Raw genomic sequence first — 17,753 nt, 5'->3', positions numbered from 1 at the left:
TCCGATGTAACCGTGTGATTCAGGTCATACCCGTCTCAGTGTGAGACAGCGGGCACATTTTTCTGGGGGCGTGAGCGCTGGACGCGGTGGGTGCACATACGTCGCATCCTCGACGATCGGGCGTGATCTGCCGTGATCGTGGCAGGTCAGGAGCGTGTCAGGCCTCGGTGAGGTCGTACACCGAACTCTCGAAATCCAGGTAGGCGGCGATCGCAGTCGGATCGAAGAACGGGAACAACTGTGCCGCCCAGAATCCGCCGATCCGGTTGCGTCGGTCGATCCAGTAGTAGAGGTTGGCCAGCCCGCCCCAGCCGAGGGTGCCGGCCGGCCGGCCGGTCGGGGCGGGTTCCTCGAGGCGCATGGAGGTCAGCCCCCAGGTCTTGGACACGCCGGGGAAGAACTCGGCGTCCTGGGTGACCGCGGGGAGCACCCCGGGGAGCCTGTGCACGCGCAGGTCGCCGATGTGGTTGCGTTCGGCGTCGGCGATCGTTTCCGGCCTCAGCAGCTGGTCGCCGGTATCGGAGAGGCCGTCGTTGAGCCACATCCGGATGAATGCCAGGTAATCGCGCACCGTCGAGTACAGGCCCTGGCCGCCCATGTGGAGCTCTGGTTCGGCCGGCATGGCCCACTTCCGGTTCGGCCGCAGACCGCCGTCCGCCGTGCGGTGATGCATCACGGCCCGGCGCCCGGCCGTGTCGCGGGTGGGTGTGAACGAGGTGTCGGACATGCCGAGCGGTGAGAACACCCGCTCGGACATGACGTCACCGAGCCGTTGGCCGGTGATGCCCTCCACGACGAGTCCCGCCCAGTCGACGTTGCTGCCGTACTCCCATGCGGTACCGGGATCGAACAGCAGGGGAGTCGCCAGCGATTCGCGGGTCGCGCTGATGACACCGGGCACGCCGTGGTCGCGGGTGAGTCTGCGATAGGTTTCGGTGAAGAAGTCGTATCCGAAACCGGCTGTGTGCGTGAGTAATTGTCGTGTCGTGATGGGTGTGGAAGGTGCGCGCAGCTGCGGATTCCCGGCGTGGTCGAACCCCTCGATGACCGACACCCGACGAAGTCGCGGCGCGTACTCGGCGGCGGGGGCGTCGAGGTCGAGCCGGCCGTCCTCGACCAGTTGGAGCGCGACGGTCGCCGTGATCGCCTTGGTGGTCGAGAACAACGCGAACACTGTGTCGGTGGTCATGGAGTCGGTGGTGTTGGAGTCGGGGCCGTCGACGGCTCGGACGCCCGCAGCCGACAGTGACAGCAGTGCGTTCTCGGAGGTGACGCCTGCGACGACTCCGGGAACCCGGGAAGATCCGGTCGTCGCGGACTCGACCGCGGATTCGGTGGCCGCGGCGATTCCCGCAGCGTCCACGGTGCGCGTGCTCCTCATCGCCGGCATCCTCCTCGACGTCGGTGGCGTGTGCCCGCAGTCTAGGCGGGCCGTCGATCCCGCCCGGTCAGGCACGCAGTGACTGCACGAACTCGCCGAGGCGGCGGATGCCCTCGGTCAGCTCGTCCGTCGACGCCGCGTACGACAACCGGATGTGGTCGTCGGCCGTGTGATGGCCGAAGTCCTTTCCCGGCGTGAGTGACACGTGCGCTTCGGCCAGAGCTCGATCGCAGAACTCGGCGGACGTCAATCCCGTCGACGCGACGTCAATGTAGACGTAGAACGCCCCATCGGGTTGCACGGGTACCGACAGACCGATGCGTGCGAGTCCGTCGACGACGAGGTCGCGTCGGATTCGGAACTGTTCGCGGCGGGCCTCGGTGAGGGCCAGGGATTCCTCGGTGAAACACTCGAGTGCCGCATGCTGGGCGGGCGTCGGTGGGCAGATGTAGAAGTTCTGGGCCAGGCGTTCCATGACGGCCACCATCTCGTCGGGCACGATGCACCACCCGAGTCGCCAGCCCGTCATGCCGAAGTACTTGGAGAAGCTGTTGATCACGATCGCGCCCGGGTCCGCGGAGAGGATGCTGCGCGGGCCGTGGCCGTCGACGTCGTCGGCGAGGCCGAGGTAGATCTCGTCGACGATGCGCCAGCCGCCGCGCTCGCGGACGTCGGCACACAGCCGTTGCAGCTCGGCGTGCGGGACGGATGTGCCTGTCGGGTTCGATGGTGTCGCGACCATGACGCCGCGGGTGTCGGGTCCCCACGCGTCCGCCACCAGGTCGGTGGTGAGCTGAAAACGCGACGCGGCAGTGGTGGGGACCAGGCGGACGCGGGCGCCGTAGCTCTCGGCGAAACGCCGGTTGCACGGATACGACGGGTCCGCGACGAGGACCTCGTCGCCGGGATCGATCAGCGCGGCGCAGCTCAGCAGCAGCGCGGCGGACGCGCCCGACGTCACCACGACTCGACCGGCGTCCACCTCGCAGTCGAAGTGACGGGAGTAGAAATCCGCTATCGCCGAACGTAGTTCGGGGAGTCCGAGCGCGGCGGTGTAGGCGAGCGGCCGGCCGTCGGTCAGGTCGCGAACGGCTGCGAGGAAGGCCGGTGGGGCGCCGAAATCGGGTTCGCCGATGCTGAGCTTGACCACGTGATGGCCCGCCGCCTCGAGTGCGGCCGCCCGCTTGCCGAACTCCATCGCATAGAAGGGGGTGACCGCCTCGGCGCGCTGGGAGAACCTCATGGCGTCATTGTTCACCTACGAGGATCTGCCCACCGCGCCGAGGGGTCACCGAAGGTGCGTCACGGAATGTAGTTGAACTCGTCCGGATCCGGGCCGCGCCGACGGTCCTTGTTCATACCGTCGACGGCCGCCATGTCCTCCGGCGACAGCTCGAAGTCGAACAGGGCGAAGTTCTCCTCCACACGAGCCCGGGTCACCGACTTCGGGAAGACGATGTCGCCGCGCTGCAGATGCCACCGCAGGGTCACCTGGGCGGGCGTGCGCCCCTTCTCGCCGGCGATCTTGGCCAGGACGGGATCGTCGAGCACATCGCCCTGCGCAATCGGCGACCACGCCTCGGTGGCGATGCCGTGCTCGGAGTTGAATGCGCGCAACGCATTTTGCGTGAGGTACGGATGCACCTCGATCTGATTGACGGCGGGCACCACGTCGGTCTCGGCGAACAACCGCTCGAGGTGTGCTCGCTGGAAGTTGGAGACGCCGATCGCCCGGGCCTTGCCCTCGGCGTGGATCTTCTCCATCGCCCGCCACGTCTCGACGTAGTCGACGTCGATGCCGGGCAGCGGCCAGTGGATGAGAAAGAGGTCGACCGCGTCGACCCCGAGGTCGGCCAGCGTCTGGTCGGTGGCGCGCAGTGCGTCGTCGTGCGCGTGGAAACCGTTGTTGAGCTTGCTCGTGATGAAGATCTGGTCGCGCGGGATGCCCGATTCGGCGACTGCCTGACCGACCTCCTTCTCGTTGCCGTACATCTCGGCGGTGTCGATGTGGCGGTAGCCCACCTCGAGGGCCGTCAATGTGGCGGCCTTCGTGTCCTCCGGCGGGATCTGGAACACACCGAAGCCGAGCTGCGGGATCTCGACGCCGTTGTTCAGGGTGATCGTGGGTACAGACATGGGTGCTGTCACCTTTCCTCGTGAATCGAGCGGAACCGTGCTGCGCGATCGTGCCCGTGGTCTCAGGGCACGAGAACGAATTTCCCTCGCGGATGGCTGGTTTCGAGCTCGGTGAGCGCGATGGCCGCGTCCGCGAGCGGGAAGGTCTTGGCCACCTCGGTGACCAGTGCGCCGGTGGCGGCGTCGGCGATCAGGCCGTCGACCGCTTCGGCCCGGTGGCGCCGGCTCTCCGGTGTGCTGCCGTTGAGCAGCACGATGCCGTCGGACGCGCGACCGAACGCGGCGATACTGACGATCTTGCCGGGGTTGTCGACGAGTTCCAGGGAGGTGTCGATCGCCTCGTCGGCGCCGGCGGTGTCGATCACCGACGTGATCGGTCCGGGCGCGACGTCACGCACCCGGTCGAGCAGTCCATCGCCGTAGGCCACCGGGATGGCCCCGAGTGCTCGGAGATGATCGTGGTTGCGTTGGCCGGCCGTCGCGATCACGGTCGCGCCCCGCGCGCGGGCCAGCTGGATCGCGATGACACCGACCGCACCCGAGCCGCCGTGGATCACCACGACGTCGTCGGCTTCGACGCCCGCGGTCTGCACGGTGTCGGCGGCGGTGACGCCCACCAGCAGCAGACCGGCGGCATGCTCGAAGTCGAGATCGTCGGGGATGCGGTGGACGGCGGTGAGGTCGGCTTGCAGTCGGTCGGTGTAGGCGCCGTGTGCTCGGTAGACGATCACTCGGTCCCCGACACCGAGGGTGCCGTCGGGGGTCACCGCGCCGTCGCCGACCGCCGCGATCACCCCGGCAGCCTCGAAGCCGATCGGGAGCGGCAGTTTCGACTCGTCCCCACCCATCTGTCCGCGGACGATCTTCGCGTCGGCGGGGTTCACCCCGATCGCCTTCGTCTCGACGATCACATGCCCGGGGCCGGGAAGCGTTGGCTCCGTCTCCACGAGTTTTAGGACCTCGGTGGGCGGTCCGTAGCCGGTCGCGACGATTGTGTGGGCCATGCCCGGTTCAAGGTCCGGGTCCGGGCTCAGTATTCCGAGGCTCACGGACGCGCTGGTCATGGCGACGAACCCGAGACAATTGGTAACCTATGGGTTACCATTTAGGGGTGTCGATCTTCGATGCGATCGCCGATCCGGTGCGACGACAGATCCTGGGGATGCTCGTCGGCGGCCCACGACGAGTCGTCGACATCCAACGGGAACTCGCCGCGGACCACCCGATCTCCCGGCCGGCGGTCTCCCGGCACCTCCGGGTGCTCGGTGAGGTCGGACTGGTGCAGGTGGCCGAGTCGGGGCGGGAACGCCACTATCGCCTGGAGTCGGCACCGTTGGACGAGGTGAGCGACTTCGTCGCGTCGCTGGCCGCTCACGAAACGGATCTCGCCCGACCCGCACCTGTCGGCCCGAGCGTGCTCGACGCACTCGACACAGAGGTGTACAGGACCAGGCGTGAACGTCGCACCGCGCGCGCCGACCACGAGGAGGAGACAGCATGACCACCATCCCCACCGGACGCCGCCGGCTTCGACCCGAAGGTGACTCCGTGGAGTTCACCCGCACGTATCGCGCGTCGATCGAGGACGTCTGGGCCGCGGTTACGGAATCCGATCGGCTCGCCCGCTGGATCGGGTTCTACAGCGGTGACCCACAGGAAGGCCACGTCCAGTTCACGATGAACGCCGAGGGCGAGGACAACATGGTTCCGGTGCGCTACGACATCCGACGATGTGAACCGCCGCGGGTCCTCCAGGTGCACACCACCGACGAGTTCGGGACGTGGGATCTCATCGTGGAACTGGCGGAAAACCAGGGAACCACCACGCTGGTGCTGAGTCAGATCATCGACGATCCGACGACCATCGAGAACACCGGGCCCGGCTGGGAGTACTACCTGGACCGACTGTCCGCGACGATCAGCGGAACCGACCCGGCGGCAATCGATTTCGACGACTACTACCCGACACAGCGGGAGTACTACCTGCGGATCCAACGGGCGATCGCCGACGCGCCCACGTCCCCGTCCTGAATCACACCGTCCTGAACCGCGTCAGCGGCGAAACCACGCGGCGGGCTCGTCGCGCAGAGCCTTGTCGATGCGGAGCCGGGATGTCGCGGCCAGATCGGGCGGCAGGTGGTCGGGCGCGAACCACTCGACCGCGGTGTTCTCGTCGTCGGCCGGGTGCGGGTCACCCTCGAGGTGGCGAGCGAGGAAGCAGACGTCGAGGTACTGCGTCTGGTCACCGTTGGGATAGGTGATCATCGGGGTGACGTCGACACTCGTCAGCCGTGCCACTTCGGCGCGGACCCCGGTCTCCTCGGTGATCTCGCGGACGATGGCGCGGGCAGGTTCCTCCCCGGGCTCGAGAACCCCCGAGACGACGGCCCACTCGCGGGTGTCGGCTCGCCGGGTCAGGAGAATGCGTCCGGTGTCGTCGAGGACGACCGCGCTGACGCCCGACAGCCACAGCGGGCGGTGACCGACGTGGCTGCGGAGGTCGCGGATGAAATCGGGGATCGGCACGGCGTCCATCCTGCCCGCGCGGCGCCGGGCACGCAGGACCGCGTTCTGTCGGTGGCGAGTGTTTCACTGACACGGTTCCCGTCACAGGAGGTGTCGCCCATGACCGAGCATCAGCCCGATCATCACCCCGAATACCGGCATGAACAGCCGGGATGCGGTCATCCGGCGCGCGGTCGCCGCTCGCCGGTCGACTGGGAGGGCATGGAGCGGTGGTTGGTGGACTCGATGGGGGTGATGCCCCGCTCCGCGGTCCTCGACATCGGTCCATCGGGGAGCCCGATCGACGACGGAGCCGACGTCGACTGCGCGCAGATCCAGGTACTCGGGGCGAGAACGTACTTGGTGCGGTTGTCGACGACACTGATGGCGCCGCCGCTGCTGACCTCCGACACGGTGTGGCGGTCCTCGCTCGACAGGTGGTTCTATGCGGACACTTTCGACGATTGCACGCACGGATTCCTGATGAGCCGGTCGCGTCGACGGATCGCCGAGATCGTCGTGACCTGGTTCCGCGACCGTTGTCGTTTCGCCACGCCGGACGACTTGGGCTGCCACTACCAGCGACCGGTCACCCTGCCGCGGGCCACCTCCGCAGATCGCGCCGACGGTCAGGGATACCCCTGAACTTTCCCCGATTTCGACGGCTGACTGATGATTTCCGGCGCCCGAACCATCACAGTGGAGACATGACAACATCAACGAATCCCAACGGGACAACCAACAACAGCGGCATGAACTTCTGGAAGGTGCTCGGCGTCATCGCGGTGGTGCTGCTCGCGCTGGCCATGGTGGGCCCGCTGCTCAAGGGCCTCTTCTGGATCGCGCTGTTCGGCCTCGCGATCTACGGCGGCTACGCGCTCTACAAGTCGAGGTCGGCAAAGAACTCCAACCCGAACCCGCCTGCGACGTTCTGAACGGTCGATCGACGTAACGCATGAGCGACATCGATCTCACCGTCGGCGACATCACGGCATTCCGTGCCGACGCCATCGTGAACGCGGCGAATTCGTCCCTGCTCGGCGGTGGCGGTGTGGACGGTGCGATCCACCGCGCCGGCGGACCGGCCATCCTCCGCGACTGCCGGCTGCTGCGCGAGACGTCGCTGCCGTCCGGGCTCGAACCGGGTGCGGCCGTCGCCGCCACTGCCGGCGACCTCGCCGCGCGGTGGGTGATCCACACAGTCGGACCGGTGTACTCATCGAGTGAGGACCGGTCACCGACCCTGCGGGACTGCTACACGCGCAGCCTGCGGTTGGCGAACGCGCTCGGCGCGGGGTCCATAGCATTTCCGCTCATCTCCGGCGGCGCCTACGGATGGCCCCTCGACGACGCCGTCGCCCAGCAGATTCGTGCTGTCAAAGAATCGGATTCGGCTGTCGAATCCATTACGCTCGTGGCGTTTTCGGACGCCATCGCGGACATCACACGCCGCCTGCTCCGCTGATCACCACTTCTCGCGGATCCGCGACTATCCTCTGGTCGTGGCCGAGAACCGGGGGGACGCGACCCACCTGTGCGTGGCGTCGGATCGTTCCGAATCTGCCCGCGTCGAGCCCACCGTTCTCCGGCCTCCGCGGTTTGCCCCGGCACTGTCTTCCCTCGCCTCCGGCCATCGGGTCGGCGCGACCCCGGGTGGACCTGATCCACTTCGGTCTGACGTCGCCGAGTCGCCGATTCTGGACCGGCTGGCGCAGATGGCGATCTCGGCCAGCCGCGTCACCGACCTCGAGACCATCCCCGGCGAGATCCTCGTCGACATCGACGCCGAAACCTGGAGCAGCGTCACGGCTCCCGGCTATCTGCGGCTGTTCCTCGCCGGGCACGGTCACGACGGCACCGTCGCCGTCGTGCTGACCCGTTTCCTGGTCGACCACGGCGTGATCGTGCCCGATCTCCTCGATCATGCGTTCGTGGAGGCACGAGCACTGCCCGCCTGGGACGAGAGCGAGGCGACCCGAACCCAGCCGGGGTTCCGGACCGAGGGTTCGTCGATGCAGGCGGGCACCTACATCGGCGACGACGCGACGTGGTTCTGCGCGATCAGATACGCGGCGTACCGTCGCGGCAACGTCGCATATCTGTTGCACGCCACCGGAACCGCACCCGCCCGCGAAGGTGCGGCGTTCCGCCGAGCGATCGCCGCGGTGGTCGGATCCGTCCGGTTCGACGACTGACATATCCGACTCTGGCATTTCCGACAACCGACCACTTCGACAGCTGGGGGAGTCTCATGGTCCGACGCGATGCCCGGGTGGACGATCTCGAGAGCGTGCTGGCGGCCTCGGCGTCCTTCACCGACGACCCGGACGATCAGGGCTGGTTGACCGCGCACGTCGACGGCCAACAGATCTATGTCCGGATGGGCGACTTCCCCGACGAGGGCCTCTGGTCGCTGTGGCTCGGCGAGGGGCGATGGATGGACTTCACGGTGGCTCCGGCTCGCTGGACGCTGCACGTCCCCGGCCGCAGGCGTCCGGTGGGGGCCCGCCCGCGTCTGCCGAAGAACGAGTTCCACGAGTAGCGGGCGCGTAGCGTCAATGGTGGGCGCGTTCGTCGACCTGGGCGAGACGGGGAGCGCCGCAACGTCGACAACGGGAGGCGCTCATGCTCGGACTGGGAATCATCGGGTGGATCATCATCGGGGGGCTGGCCGGTTGGGTCGCCAGCATGATCATGAAGACCAACGCGCAGCAGGGAATCCTGCTCAACATCGTGGTGGGCATCGTGGGCGGGTTGCTCGGCGGATTCCTGCTGAGCGTCTTCGGCGTCGACGTCGAAGGTGGTGGGTTGATCTTCAGCTTCGTGACCTGCATCGCGGGAGCATGCCTGCTGTTGTGGATCGTCGGCCTCGTCCGCGGGCGAACCAAGGTCTAGCTCCACCAACGCCGTCGGCCGGGGTTTCGGCCCCGCGCCGGCGGGTACGTTTGGCTAGGAAGGACCCAGACGAGAGGAGTCGGCAATGGCACGAGTCGCGATCATCGGCGGACACGGCAAGATCGCTCTGCGACTGGCGAAGATCCTGTCCGACCGCGGTGACAAGGTCTCCGCGATCATTCGCAACCCGGCACACCACGACGACGTCGAGGCCACCGGGGCCGACCCGGTGGTGGCCGATGTAGAGAACCTCGACACGGCGCAGATCGCTTCGGTGCTGGCCGATCACGACGCGGTCGTCTGGTCCGCCGGAGCCGGGGGCGGTGACCCCAAGCGCACCATGGCGGTCGATCGCGATGCGGCGATCCGCTCGATGGATGCCGCCGCGTCCGCGGGAGCGAACCGCTACGTGATGGTGTCGTACTTCGGGGCGCGGCCAGATCACGGTGTGCCCGAGGACAACTCGTTCTTCACCTACGCTGAGGCGAAATCGGCCGCCGATTCCCATCTGGTGGATTCGGACCTGCAGTGGACGATCCTGGGGCCTAGTGCCCTCACCGACGAGCCCGGGACCGGCCAGATCGCCGTGGGCGGCGACCGGGCGGCCGGCGATCAGGTGAGCCGAGACAACGTGGCGCTGGTCGCCGCCGCCGTACTCGCCGACCCTGCGACGACCGGCAAGCGGATCGAGTTCAACGACGGCGACACACCCATCGGCGACGCCCTGGCGTGAGCTCCTACAGCTGTCTGTTGCGGTCGGCGTGAGATACGAACGGATCTCGCCGACAATCGAACGATGACCGGTTCCGACGCGCTGCTGACGACGCTGCGTTCCGTCGTCACCGACGGCCATGTGCTCACCGACCACGACGCGATGGCCGGGTATCTGACCGACTGGACCGGGCGCTGGACCGGGTCCGCGGATGCGGTGGTCCGTCCGCGCACCACCGACGAGGTGGCCGCGATCGTCTCGGCGTGCGCCGATGCGGGGGCCACCCTGTGGCTGCAGGGTGGCAACACCGGTTTGGTGGGTGGATCGGTCCCGCCGGCTGCTGCCGACAACCCTGCGCCGCGGGTCGTGCTGAGCACCTCTCGCATGGTCGACATCGACGAGGTCGACACCGTTGGCCGGTGTGTGGGCGTGCAGGCCGGTGCCACCATCGACCAGATCGACCGTGCCGCAGGCGAATGCGGGTTGGCGTTTCCCGTCGACCTCGCCTCCCGGGAGTCGGCGACGGCCGGAGGTGTTGTCGCGACCAATGCCGGCGGGGTGCGGATGATCCGGCACGGCAACACACGTCGTCAGGTGCTCGGGATCGAGGCGGTACTCGCCGACGGGCGGGTACTGCGGCGCTGGACCTCGCTGGTGAAGGACAACGTGGGATACGACCTGCCCGGTCTGCTCGCCGGCAGCGAGGGCACGCTCGCGGTGATCACCCGGGTGCTGTTCCGTCTCGTCGCATCACCCGCCGAGACGGTCGTGACCGTGGCCGCGGTGCGCCACGTCGAAGACATCTTCACGCTCCTGGACACGATGGCCGAGCGCGGCCTGACCGTGGAGGCCGCCGAGATCATGACCGAGGCCGGCCTGGATCTCGTGCACGACCACGGAGTGCGGCGTCCCGTGGCGGCAACCGCACCCTTCTACACCCTCATCGAGGTATCGGGCACCGGCGACATCGAAGAGGTCGTCGTCGGTGTGCTCGACGAGGCCGACGTGGTCGACGGTGTCCTCGAACCGGGCCCGGCCCGTGACCTGTGGGCGTCACGTGAACAGCACACCGAGGCCATCTCGCGGTCGTCGGTCACTCCCGTGGTGAAACTCGATGTGTCCGTGCCCATCCGGGCGCTTCCCGAGGCGTTGGCCGAACTCGGGGCCGTCGCCGACCTGGTCGACCATCCGTGTCGACCGATCCTGTTCGGGCACGTCGGCGACGGCAACATCCACGTCAATCTCCTCGATGTGCCCGAGGATCGGGTCGAGGAGTTGACCGGCCGGGTGTTCGGGATCGTCGCCGCCAACGGTGGCAGCATCAGCGCCGAACACGGGATCGGTCGCGCGAAGGTGCCCTGGACCGGATTGGGTCGCAGCGAGGTCGACCTGGCCGCGATGCGCGCGATCAAGGCCGCCCTCGACCCCGACGGACGGTTCAACCCGGGCGTGATCTTCGGCTGACGCCTCGCCGACAGAACCCCGGATCGCGCCGACAGAACCCCGAATGGCGCCGACGGAACCTCGGATCGCGCCGACGGAACCCTGGATCGCGTCGACGGAACCCCGGATCGGTGGACCACACCCGGTTCATGCCGACTCGTGTCGCGCGCAACCGGCGGAATCCTGAGACGATTCATCCGTGACGACCGACGATGGGGCGCGCGGAAACCTGGTGGCATTGGCACGACGATGTGGCGTCGCCGACCGCTACGTGGGATGGGGTGAACTCGACCATGAGGTGAGTTCGGAGACCATTGTCGCGGTCCTCGAGTGCCTCGGGGTGTCTGCCGGCACGCCCGAGGAGATCGTGGCGGCGCACGCCATCCTCGATGACGAGCCGTGGCGCATGATGCTGCCCAACGTGACGGTCGCGGTCGAGGCGGCCGCAGCGCGGTTCGTCGTCCATGTCCCGCACTGGAATCCGGTACACGTGTGGATCGTCACGGAGAGCGGCGACACCGTCGCACCGGAGCAGGTCGATGAACGGGTGGACCCGCGGGAGGTCGACGGCGTGCTCGTCGGGCGCGCGACCTTCGAGATCCCCGCCGACCTCGCGCCGGGCTACCACCGGGTCCACGCCTTCGACCCGGTCTCCGAGATGACCGCCGACCGTCCGCTCATCGTCACCCCACGACGCCTCTCCACCGCGGACGACCTCCTCGGCAAGCGCAGGTGGGGCCTGGCCGTACAGCTGTACTCGGTGCGCTCGTCCACCTCGTGGGGCGTCGGCGACTTCGCCGACCTCGCCGGGATCTGCGAAGCCGCGGCGAGCAGCCACGGTGCGGACTTCGTTCAGGTCAATCCGCTGCACGCCGCCCAGCCGACACCGCCCATCGAGCAGTCGCCCTATCTGCCCGTGACCCGGCGGTTCGTGAACCCGCTCTACATCCGGGTCGGCGACATCCCGGAGGTCGCGGGACTGGACAAGCGGGTCCGCAAGCAGCTGAAGGCGATGGAGCGGGAGTTCTTCGACGAGAACCTCAAGACCAGGAAGATCAAGCGCAACAAGTCATTCCGCGCAAAGATGAGTGCGCTGGAGGTGATCTACCGGCAGCCGCGTTCGGAGGAGCGTGACTACGACTTCCGGGCGTTCCGCCGACGCGAGGGCAAAGGTCTGCGACGGTTCGCCACCTGGTGCGCGCTGGCCGAGCACTACGGGGCCGACAGCCCCGAGTGGGCCACTCGGCTGCAGGACCCGGAATTCGTCAAGACCAAACGCAAAGAGCTCGCCGCCCGGGTCGACTTCTTCATGTGGCTGCAGTGGATCTGCGATGAACAGTTGGCCGCGGCGCAGCGCGCGGCGTTGTCGGCAGGGATGCGTATCGGGATCGTCGCCGACCTCGCCGTCGGGGTGGCCCGGCACAGCGCGGACGTGTGGATGCTCGGTGACGTCCTCGCCCGGGGCGCGACCGTCGGCGCTCCACCCGACGGCTTCAATCAGCAGGGGCAGAACTGGGATCAACCCCCGTGGGACCCCCGACGACTCGCCGAGGCCGGCTACGAGCCCTATCGGGACATGCTGCGGACCGTGTTGCGTCACGCCGGTGGCCTCCGGGTCGACCACATCCTGGGACTCTTCCGGCTGTGGTGGATTCCCGACGGCAAGAGCGCGGCGCACGGCACCTATGTGCAGTACGACCACGACGCCCTGATCGGCATCCTGGCGTTGGAGGCGCAGCGGGCCGGCGCCGTGGTCATCGGTGAAGATCTCGGCGTCTTCGAACGCCACGTGCAGGAGGCGCTGACGCAGCGCGGCATCCTGGGCACCTCGATCCTCTGGTTCGAGCACGGGCCCGACGCCCCGGTGCCGCCGGAGGAGTACCGACAGCTGTGTCTGACGTCGGTGACGACCCACGACCTGCCGCCCACGCTGGGCTATCTGGCCGGCGATCACATCGAGCTGCGGTCACGCCTAGGGCTGCTGGATTCCGGGGAGGAGGCCGAGCGAGCCCGCGACGAGAAGGACCGCGACGCCATCCTGGAACTCGCGCGACGTCGCGGCCTGCTCGCCCCCGACGCGCCGTTGACCGATCAGATCACCGTCGAGGCGCTCTACCGGTTGATCGCGCAGACGCCGTCGGTCCTGCTGGGGGTGGCGCTCGTCGACGCGGTCGGGGAGCGGCGCATCCAGAATCAGCCGGGCACCGATTCGTCGCAGTACCCCAACTGGTGCATTCCGCTCGCCGACGAGAACGGTGAGGTGGTGCTGGTCGAGGACCTGGCGTCCAACGCACGGTTCGCGAGCCTGGTGTCGGCCCTCGTCGAACAGGGCGTCGGGTCGAACTAGTGCCCTGACTGCTCCTGGCGCCGCTCCGACCGGACCGCGAGCACGGTGAGTGCCAGTGCTATCAGGGCCAGCACGCCGACCGCGACCATGAAGACGACGCCGGATGTCCGCAGGCCCCACTGGGTCGAGGCGAAGCCCAGACCGACGATCGGCACCGAGATGGCCACGTAGGCGACCACGAAGTACGTGGAGGTCACCTCGGCGCGACGGTTCGATGGACTGGCGGCGACCACCGCGGCCAGGCCCTTGCTGAACGACAGCCCCTGACCGATACCGCTGACCACCGCACCGGCGATCAGGATGGCCAGCGACTCGGCGAGCAGTCCGGCGATCACCACGACCATCCCGACGACGAGGATCGCGCACCCCACCACCAGTGACCGTTCCGTCGGTTGGGGCCGGCCCGCTATCTGGGTGAGCGCCGACGACAGGAACAGGACCGCGACGAGGATTCCGGCGACGGCATGACTGTCGATGCCGAGGACATGCGACACGAACGAGGGCGTCACACCGGTGAACGTGCCCATCACGGCGAAGCCGGCGAATGCCGCGATCGCCGCACGCACGAACACACCGCGCACGTCGGCGGGAACCGAGAGCCGTTGTACCGACAGCCGTGCGCCCGCCGCGACGTCGACGGGTTCGCTGATGAACCAGATACCTACGAGGACGGGCACCAGGATCGCGAGATTGACGGCGAACACCAGATGCAGTGGTGCGGGGGCGAACTGGGCGAGGAGTCCGGCGATCAGCGGGCCCAGCCCGAGGCCGCCGATGTTGGCGGCGGTCGCGATCGCGGGGGCACGGCCACGCCACTTCGGCGGCGCCAGTTCGATCACCGCTGCGGTTGCGGCGCCGGCGTAGATGCCGGCGGACAGTCCGGAGAGCACGCGCCCGACCATCAGCTGCCACACCGGGCCGGCGGTGATGAACACCACCGCACTCGCCGCGGACAACAGTGCGCCGGCGAGAAGGAGTGGCCGGCGGCCGACGACGTCGGACCAGCGGCCGAACACGATGAGCGCGAAGATCACGCCCGCCGCGTAGATCGCGAAGATCACCGTGGTGGTCGCGACACCGAAACCGAGTTCCGTCGAGTAGATCGCGTACAGCGGGGTGGGCAGGGTCGTCCCGAGCATGACCACCGCGAACGCGAGTACCGCCGAGGCGAACGACCGCCCGGTCGATGGGCGCCGACGGTCGACAGACGCCTGGGCACGGCTCCCGGTCTGTGGCATGTCTGTGCCAGCGTCGGCGCGCCCGGCGCTATTCCCTCGCCATCGCAGAAGGGCCCGCTCAGGCCGCACCGGACGCGTCGTCGGCGGTCGGGTAGGCGGCGAGCATCAGTGACGCGACGGCGGTCAACGCCTCCGACCACGCGGCCGTCATCTCCGTGGTCCACCGCGGTCCACCGATCTCCGACATCGCGGCGATCATGCACTCGGCCACCGCGCCATACATCGGCTCGGTGACCCCCAACTCGGCATGGCGCCGACCGAGGGTGCCGAGAGTCGACTGCAGCCATTCGGCATCGTCGACATGATCGACCACCGCGATGACGGCGGTGCGCAGCATGCCGGCCTGCTGACGGATGCCGCGCGCGAACATGGGTCGGACCTCGGGGTGACGGTCGAACAGGATCTCGTAGAAGCGGACGGTGAGACCGTCGTCGGGTAGGTCGACGAGGGCGAGGCTGTGTTCGAGGAGGTTCTTGTCCATCAGACGATGCTCGTGACCTGCTGTTACCGGACCATTACCAGCGCGGCACAAACCCGTTCGGCAGGGGCTGGTCGGGAAACCGGACGTCGATTACCGTGTCAGTGAGTAACACTCAAGTGTGCCTACGCGGGGAGCGATGAGAATGCGACAGCCCGACCACGACGTGGTGATCGTCGGAGCCGGCTTCGGCGGCCTCGGTGCCGGTATCGAGTTCAAGCGACTCGGGTTCGAGAACATCGCGATCCTCGAACGTGAGCAGGATCTGGGCGGTACGTGGCACGTCAACCACTACCCGGGGCTCGCCGTCGACATCGCGTCGGTGACCTATTCGTACTCATTCGCGCCGAACCCGTACTGGTCGCGGCTGTTCGCCCCGGGCGCAGAGCTCAAGCGCTACGCCGAACACATCGCCGACCACTACGACCTGAAGCGCCACATGGAGTTCGGCACCACCGTCACGCTGGCGGAATGGGATGACACACAACGTGTCTGGCACGTCAGCACCGCCGACGGCGCCGAGCGAACGTGCCGCTATCTGGTGACCGCCACCGGATTCCTCTCACAGCCCCACACCCCGGACTTCGCCGGGATGGAGTCGTTTCGTGGGCGGGTCATCCACACCACCGCATGGCAGGACGGCCACGACTTCACCTCCGAGCGTGTCGCCGTCGTCGGCACCGGTGCGACCGCCGTGCAACTCATCCCCGAGATCGCCCGTCAGGCACGGCAACTGACGGTCTTTCAGCGGACGCCGATCTGGGTTGTGCCCAAGGTGGACTTCCCGATCCCGAACGTCGTGCAGCGGATCTTCGCGCGGCTGCCCATCACTCAGCGTGCCGCTCGGCTGGCGAACACGGCGGCGCTCGAGGCGCTGATGGTGTTCGGGGTGCTGCACTTCAAACAGGCGAAGGCCGGGAATCGCGGAGCCGAACTCCTCGCCCGGGCGCACCTGCGCATGCAGGTCCGGAATCGACGGACACGCAAGGCGCTCACGCCCGACTACGACTTCGGGTGCAAGCGCCCCACGTTCTCCAACGCGTATCTGCGGTCATTCAACAACCCGCACGTCACCCTCCAGACCGACTCGATCGACCACGTCGAGCCGGATGCCATCGTCACCGTCGCGGGCGAACGGATCGAGATCGACGTTCTCGTCCTCGCCACGGGCTTCGATCTGTGGGGGGTGAACTTCCCGGCCTTCCGGATCGTCGGTCGCGATGGCCGCGACCTGGGGAAGTGGTGGCGGGACAACCGTTTCCAGGCCTATGAGGGCATCTCGGTGCCACGCTTCCCCAATCTCCTGTCCCTGAACAGTCCGTACTCCTACAGCGGCCTGTCGTACTTCACGACGATCGAAGGGCAGATGAAACACATCCGACGCCTGTTCGGCGAACTGACGCGACGCGGGGACGACACCTTCGAGGTGTCCGAGGAGGCCAACGACGCCTTCCTCGACCGCGTCACCGAGCGGCTCGACTCGTCGGTGTTCTACAACGGGGACTGCTCCTCGGCGCGCAGCTACTACTTCAACCAGCATGGTGAGGCGGCGTTGCTACGGCCCAGTTCCACGCTCTCGACGCTGCGGGAGATGGATCGCTTCCCACTCGACGACTACATCTACGGGTAGGCCCCGGCCGGTCGGGGTACCTGCGCCCGAAACGCTCAGGCACCACCCACACGCTCAGTTGCTGCCCGCGCGTCTGGTCGGAGGGTGTGCGTAAACGTCGCGGAGTCGACACGCTCACACCGATTCGAGTAGCTCCGGACCGTTGTTGGCGACGCGGTTCACCAGCGGGGGCACCTCGCGGACGTCGATCGCATCGGCGACGGCCTCGCTCGGCGGTGCGAACAACTCGTCGGGCGCCGTGTGATCCGGATCGAGCCACGGTCCCCAGTTGTCGAACGGCATGATCAGCGGCATCCGGTCGTGGACGTCGCGCAGGTGGCCGACCGCGTCGGTGGTGAGTATCGAGCAGCTCAGCAGGGCGGCGGCGTCGCGCGGCGCGTCCTTCGGGCGCCACACCGACCACAGGCCCGCCATGAACAGGCGGGTTCCGTCGTGCGGTGACATGAAGAAGGGGATCTTGGTGGGTTTGCCCTTGGCGTCCGCCGGGCCCTTCTTCCACTCGTACCACCCGTCCATCGGGATGAGGCAGCGTTTCGACTTCACCGACGTCCGGAACGAACTCTTCTCCGCCGCACTCTCCGCCCGCGCGTTGAACAGCAGCGGGCCCTTGCCGACCTCCTTGGCCCAGGGCGGCACCAGTCCCCACCGCATCGCGCGGATGCGCAGGGCCGGGTCATCGTCGGGATCGTCCGGTGCGTGGCGACGGACGACGGTCATGATGGTCGTCGTCGGGGCGACGTTGTAGTTGGGCCCGGGCGCCCGGGGCGTCTCGCTGCGCGCGACGTCCTGATCGTTGGCGGCCTTCGTGTCGCCAGAGGCGGCGTTCGCGGCGGGATCCAACGGAACGGGGACCTCGTTGACCGCGTCGATCTCGGCGGCGAGCTTCGCCGGGTCGGTGGTCACCGCATATCTGCCGCACATGCTTCCATGCTGACACGCCGCACCGACACGGTGTGGTCAGAGCGGGCGCGGCGTGGGCGCGCGATGG

Annotated in this window: 20 protein-coding genes; 12 read left to right on the top strand and 8 right to left on the bottom strand. The window is 67.8% G+C overall.

The genetic code is table 11. From position 1 onward, the window contains the following. Window positions 1-157: 157 nt before the first annotated feature. The 4 genes from acmB to VZC37_RS11100 form a co-directional block, all read right to left on the bottom strand. Window positions 158-1,381 carry a methyl acetate hydrolase AcmB gene (acmB, locus tag VZC37_RS11115; RefSeq protein WP_330432566.1) on the bottom strand — a complete coding sequence of 408 codons (1,224 nt, stop codon included), beginning with the start codon at window positions 1,379-1,381 and terminating at the stop codon, window positions 158-160. A gap of 67 nt (window positions 1,382-1,448) precedes the next feature. Next, the gene (locus VZC37_RS11110; protein WP_330432565.1) at window positions 1,449-2,624 is read right to left on the bottom strand and encodes a pyridoxal phosphate-dependent aminotransferase; all 1,176 of its coding nucleotides are present in this window, start codon (window positions 2,622-2,624) and stop codon (window positions 1,449-1,451) included. 59 nt (window positions 2,625-2,683) lie between these two features. Beyond that, a complete protein-coding gene (locus VZC37_RS11105; RefSeq protein ID WP_330432564.1) occupies window positions 2,684-3,517 on the bottom strand; it encodes an aldo/keto reductase in 834 nt (277 codons plus the stop codon). Between the two features lie 62 nt (window positions 3,518-3,579). Beyond that, window positions 3,580-4,521 carry a quinone oxidoreductase family protein gene (locus VZC37_RS11100; protein WP_330433122.1) on the bottom strand — a complete coding sequence of 314 codons (942 nt, stop codon included), beginning with the start codon at window positions 4,519-4,521 and terminating at the stop codon, window positions 3,580-3,582. Window positions 4,522-4,628: 107 nt separating this feature from the next. On the opposite strand from VZC37_RS11100, the gene VZC37_RS11095 reads away from it, so the two are divergent. Together VZC37_RS11095 and VZC37_RS11090 are read left to right on the top strand one after the other, a co-directional pair. Next, window positions 4,629-5,018, top strand: a complete 390-nt coding sequence (locus tag VZC37_RS11095; protein ID WP_330432563.1) for an ArsR/SmtB family transcription factor — start codon at window positions 4,629-4,631, stop codon at window positions 5,016-5,018. Further along, window positions 5,015-5,548, top strand: coding sequence for an SRPBCC family protein (locus VZC37_RS11090; RefSeq protein WP_330432562.1), 534 nt, complete (start codon window positions 5,015-5,017; stop codon window positions 5,546-5,548). The genes VZC37_RS11095 and VZC37_RS11090 overlap by 4 nt, the downstream gene beginning before the upstream one ends. A 21-nt stretch (window positions 5,549-5,569) precedes the next feature. On the opposite strand, the gene VZC37_RS11085 is transcribed toward VZC37_RS11090, so the two are convergent. Further along, entirely contained in the window at window positions 5,570-6,043 is a 474-nt protein-coding gene (locus VZC37_RS11085) for an NUDIX hydrolase (protein ID WP_330432561.1), read from the bottom strand. A gap of 99 nt (window positions 6,044-6,142) precedes the next feature. On the opposite strand from VZC37_RS11085, the gene VZC37_RS11080 reads away from it, so the two are divergent. The 9 genes from VZC37_RS11080 (at window position 6,143) to malQ (ending at window position 13,419) form a co-directional block, all read left to right on the top strand. Continuing rightward, window positions 6,143-6,667, top strand: a complete 525-nt coding sequence (locus VZC37_RS11080) for a hypothetical protein (RefSeq protein WP_330432560.1) — start codon at window positions 6,143-6,145, stop codon at window positions 6,665-6,667. Window positions 6,668-6,729: 62 nt separating this feature from the next. Next, on the top strand, window positions 6,730-6,957 hold the full coding sequence (locus VZC37_RS11075) for a hypothetical protein (protein WP_330432559.1): 228 nt from the start codon (window positions 6,730-6,732) through the stop codon (window positions 6,955-6,957). 20 nt (window positions 6,958-6,977) lie between these two features. Continuing rightward, window positions 6,978-7,487 carry an O-acetyl-ADP-ribose deacetylase gene (locus VZC37_RS11070; RefSeq protein ID WP_330432558.1) on the top strand — a complete coding sequence of 170 codons (510 nt, stop codon included), beginning with the start codon at window positions 6,978-6,980 and terminating at the stop codon, window positions 7,485-7,487. 37 nt (window positions 7,488-7,524) lie between these two features. After that, window positions 7,525-8,217: an LpqN/LpqT family lipoprotein gene (locus tag VZC37_RS11065; RefSeq protein ID WP_330432557.1), complete on the top strand. Its 693-nt coding sequence runs from the start codon at window positions 7,525-7,527 to the stop codon at window positions 8,215-8,217. A gap of 56 nt (window positions 8,218-8,273) precedes the next feature. After that, a complete protein-coding gene (locus tag VZC37_RS11060; RefSeq protein ID WP_330432556.1) occupies window positions 8,274-8,564 on the top strand; it encodes a hypothetical protein in 291 nt (96 codons plus the stop codon). An 83-nt stretch (window positions 8,565-8,647) separates the two neighbouring features. Next, window positions 8,648-8,917, top strand: coding sequence for a GlsB/YeaQ/YmgE family stress response membrane protein (locus tag VZC37_RS11055; RefSeq protein WP_330432555.1), 270 nt, complete (start codon window positions 8,648-8,650; stop codon window positions 8,915-8,917). A gap of 85 nt (window positions 8,918-9,002) precedes the next feature. Next, on the top strand, window positions 9,003-9,650 hold the full coding sequence (locus VZC37_RS11050; protein ID WP_330432554.1) for an SDR family oxidoreductase: 648 nt from the start codon (window positions 9,003-9,005) through the stop codon (window positions 9,648-9,650). Window positions 9,651-9,713: 63 nt separating this feature from the next. Continuing rightward, complete coding sequence (locus VZC37_RS11045; RefSeq protein WP_330432553.1) at window positions 9,714-11,093, top strand: FAD-binding oxidoreductase; 1,380 nt, start codon at window positions 9,714-9,716, stop codon at window positions 11,091-11,093. 178 nt (window positions 11,094-11,271) lie between these two features. Then, window positions 11,272-13,419: a 4-alpha-glucanotransferase gene (gene malQ / locus VZC37_RS11040; RefSeq protein WP_330432552.1), complete on the top strand. Its 2,148-nt coding sequence runs from the start codon at window positions 11,272-11,274 to the stop codon at window positions 13,417-13,419. Here malQ and VZC37_RS11035 read toward each other — a convergent pair. Beyond that, window positions 13,416-14,657 carry an MFS transporter gene (locus VZC37_RS11035; RefSeq protein WP_330432551.1) on the bottom strand — a complete coding sequence of 414 codons (1,242 nt, stop codon included), beginning with the start codon at window positions 14,655-14,657 and terminating at the stop codon, window positions 13,416-13,418. The genes malQ and VZC37_RS11035 overlap by 4 nt on opposite strands. A 58-nt stretch (window positions 14,658-14,715) precedes the next feature. Then, the gene (locus VZC37_RS11030; RefSeq protein ID WP_330432550.1) at window positions 14,716-15,138 is read right to left on the bottom strand and encodes a globin domain-containing protein; all 423 of its coding nucleotides are present in this window, start codon (window positions 15,136-15,138) and stop codon (window positions 14,716-14,718) included. 136 nt (window positions 15,139-15,274) lie between these two features. Between VZC37_RS11030 and VZC37_RS11025 the strand changes: the two genes are divergently transcribed. After that, window positions 15,275-16,765, top strand: coding sequence for a flavin-containing monooxygenase (locus VZC37_RS11025; protein ID WP_330432549.1), 1,491 nt, complete (start codon window positions 15,275-15,277; stop codon window positions 16,763-16,765). 114 nt (window positions 16,766-16,879) lie between these two features. Here VZC37_RS11025 and VZC37_RS11020 read toward each other — a convergent pair whose 3' ends face one another. Beyond that, on the bottom strand, window positions 16,880-17,686 hold the full coding sequence (locus VZC37_RS11020; RefSeq protein WP_330432548.1) for an SOS response-associated peptidase: 807 nt from the start codon (window positions 17,684-17,686) through the stop codon (window positions 16,880-16,882). Between the last annotated feature and the right edge of the window lie 67 nt (window positions 17,687-17,753).

The sequence above is a fragment of the Gordonia sesuvii genome, assembly GCF_036350415.1.
Classification (GTDB): Bacteria; Actinomycetota; Actinomycetes; order Mycobacteriales; family Mycobacteriaceae; genus Gordonia; species Gordonia sesuvii.
This window is presented reverse-complemented; position numbering and strand designations above follow the sequence as displayed.

Coding starts and splice junctions, on each gene's coding strand:
- acmB (WP_330432566.1), bottom strand. CDS start 1,381: ATGAGGAGCACGCGCACCGTGGACGCTGCGGGAATCGCCGCGGCCACC.
- VZC37_RS11110 (WP_330432565.1), bottom strand. CDS start 2,624: ATGAGGTTCTCCCAGCGCGCCGAGGCGGTCACCCCCTTCTATGCGATG.
- VZC37_RS11105 (WP_330432564.1), bottom strand. CDS start 3,517: ATGTCTGTACCCACGATCACCCTGAACAACGGCGTCGAGATCCCGCAG.
- VZC37_RS11100 (WP_330433122.1), bottom strand. CDS start 4,521: ATGGCCCACACAATCGTCGCGACCGGCTACGGACCGCCCACCGAGGTC.
- VZC37_RS11090 (WP_330432562.1), top strand. CDS start 5,015: ATGACCACCATCCCCACCGGACGCCGCCGGCTTCGACCCGAAGGTGAC.
- VZC37_RS11080 (WP_330432560.1), top strand. CDS start 6,143: ATGACCGAGCATCAGCCCGATCATCACCCCGAATACCGGCATGAACAG.
- VZC37_RS11075 (WP_330432559.1), top strand. CDS start 6,730: ATGACAACATCAACGAATCCCAACGGGACAACCAACAACAGCGGCATG.
- VZC37_RS11070 (WP_330432558.1), top strand. CDS start 6,978: ATGAGCGACATCGATCTCACCGTCGGCGACATCACGGCATTCCGTGCC.
- VZC37_RS11060 (WP_330432556.1), top strand. CDS start 8,274: ATGGTCCGACGCGATGCCCGGGTGGACGATCTCGAGAGCGTGCTGGCG.
- VZC37_RS11055 (WP_330432555.1), top strand. CDS start 8,648: ATGCTCGGACTGGGAATCATCGGGTGGATCATCATCGGGGGGCTGGCC.
- VZC37_RS11050 (WP_330432554.1), top strand. CDS start 9,003: ATGGCACGAGTCGCGATCATCGGCGGACACGGCAAGATCGCTCTGCGA.
- VZC37_RS11045 (WP_330432553.1), top strand. CDS start 9,714: ATGACCGGTTCCGACGCGCTGCTGACGACGCTGCGTTCCGTCGTCACC.
- VZC37_RS11035 (WP_330432551.1), bottom strand. CDS start 14,657: ATGCCACAGACCGGGAGCCGTGCCCAGGCGTCTGTCGACCGTCGGCGC.
- VZC37_RS11030 (WP_330432550.1), bottom strand. CDS start 15,138: ATGGACAAGAACCTCCTCGAACACAGCCTCGCCCTCGTCGACCTACCC.
- VZC37_RS11025 (WP_330432549.1), top strand. CDS start 15,275: ATGAGAATGCGACAGCCCGACCACGACGTGGTGATCGTCGGAGCCGGC.
- VZC37_RS11020 (WP_330432548.1), bottom strand. CDS start 17,686: ATGTGCGGCAGATATGCGGTGACCACCGACCCGGCGAAGCTCGCCGCC.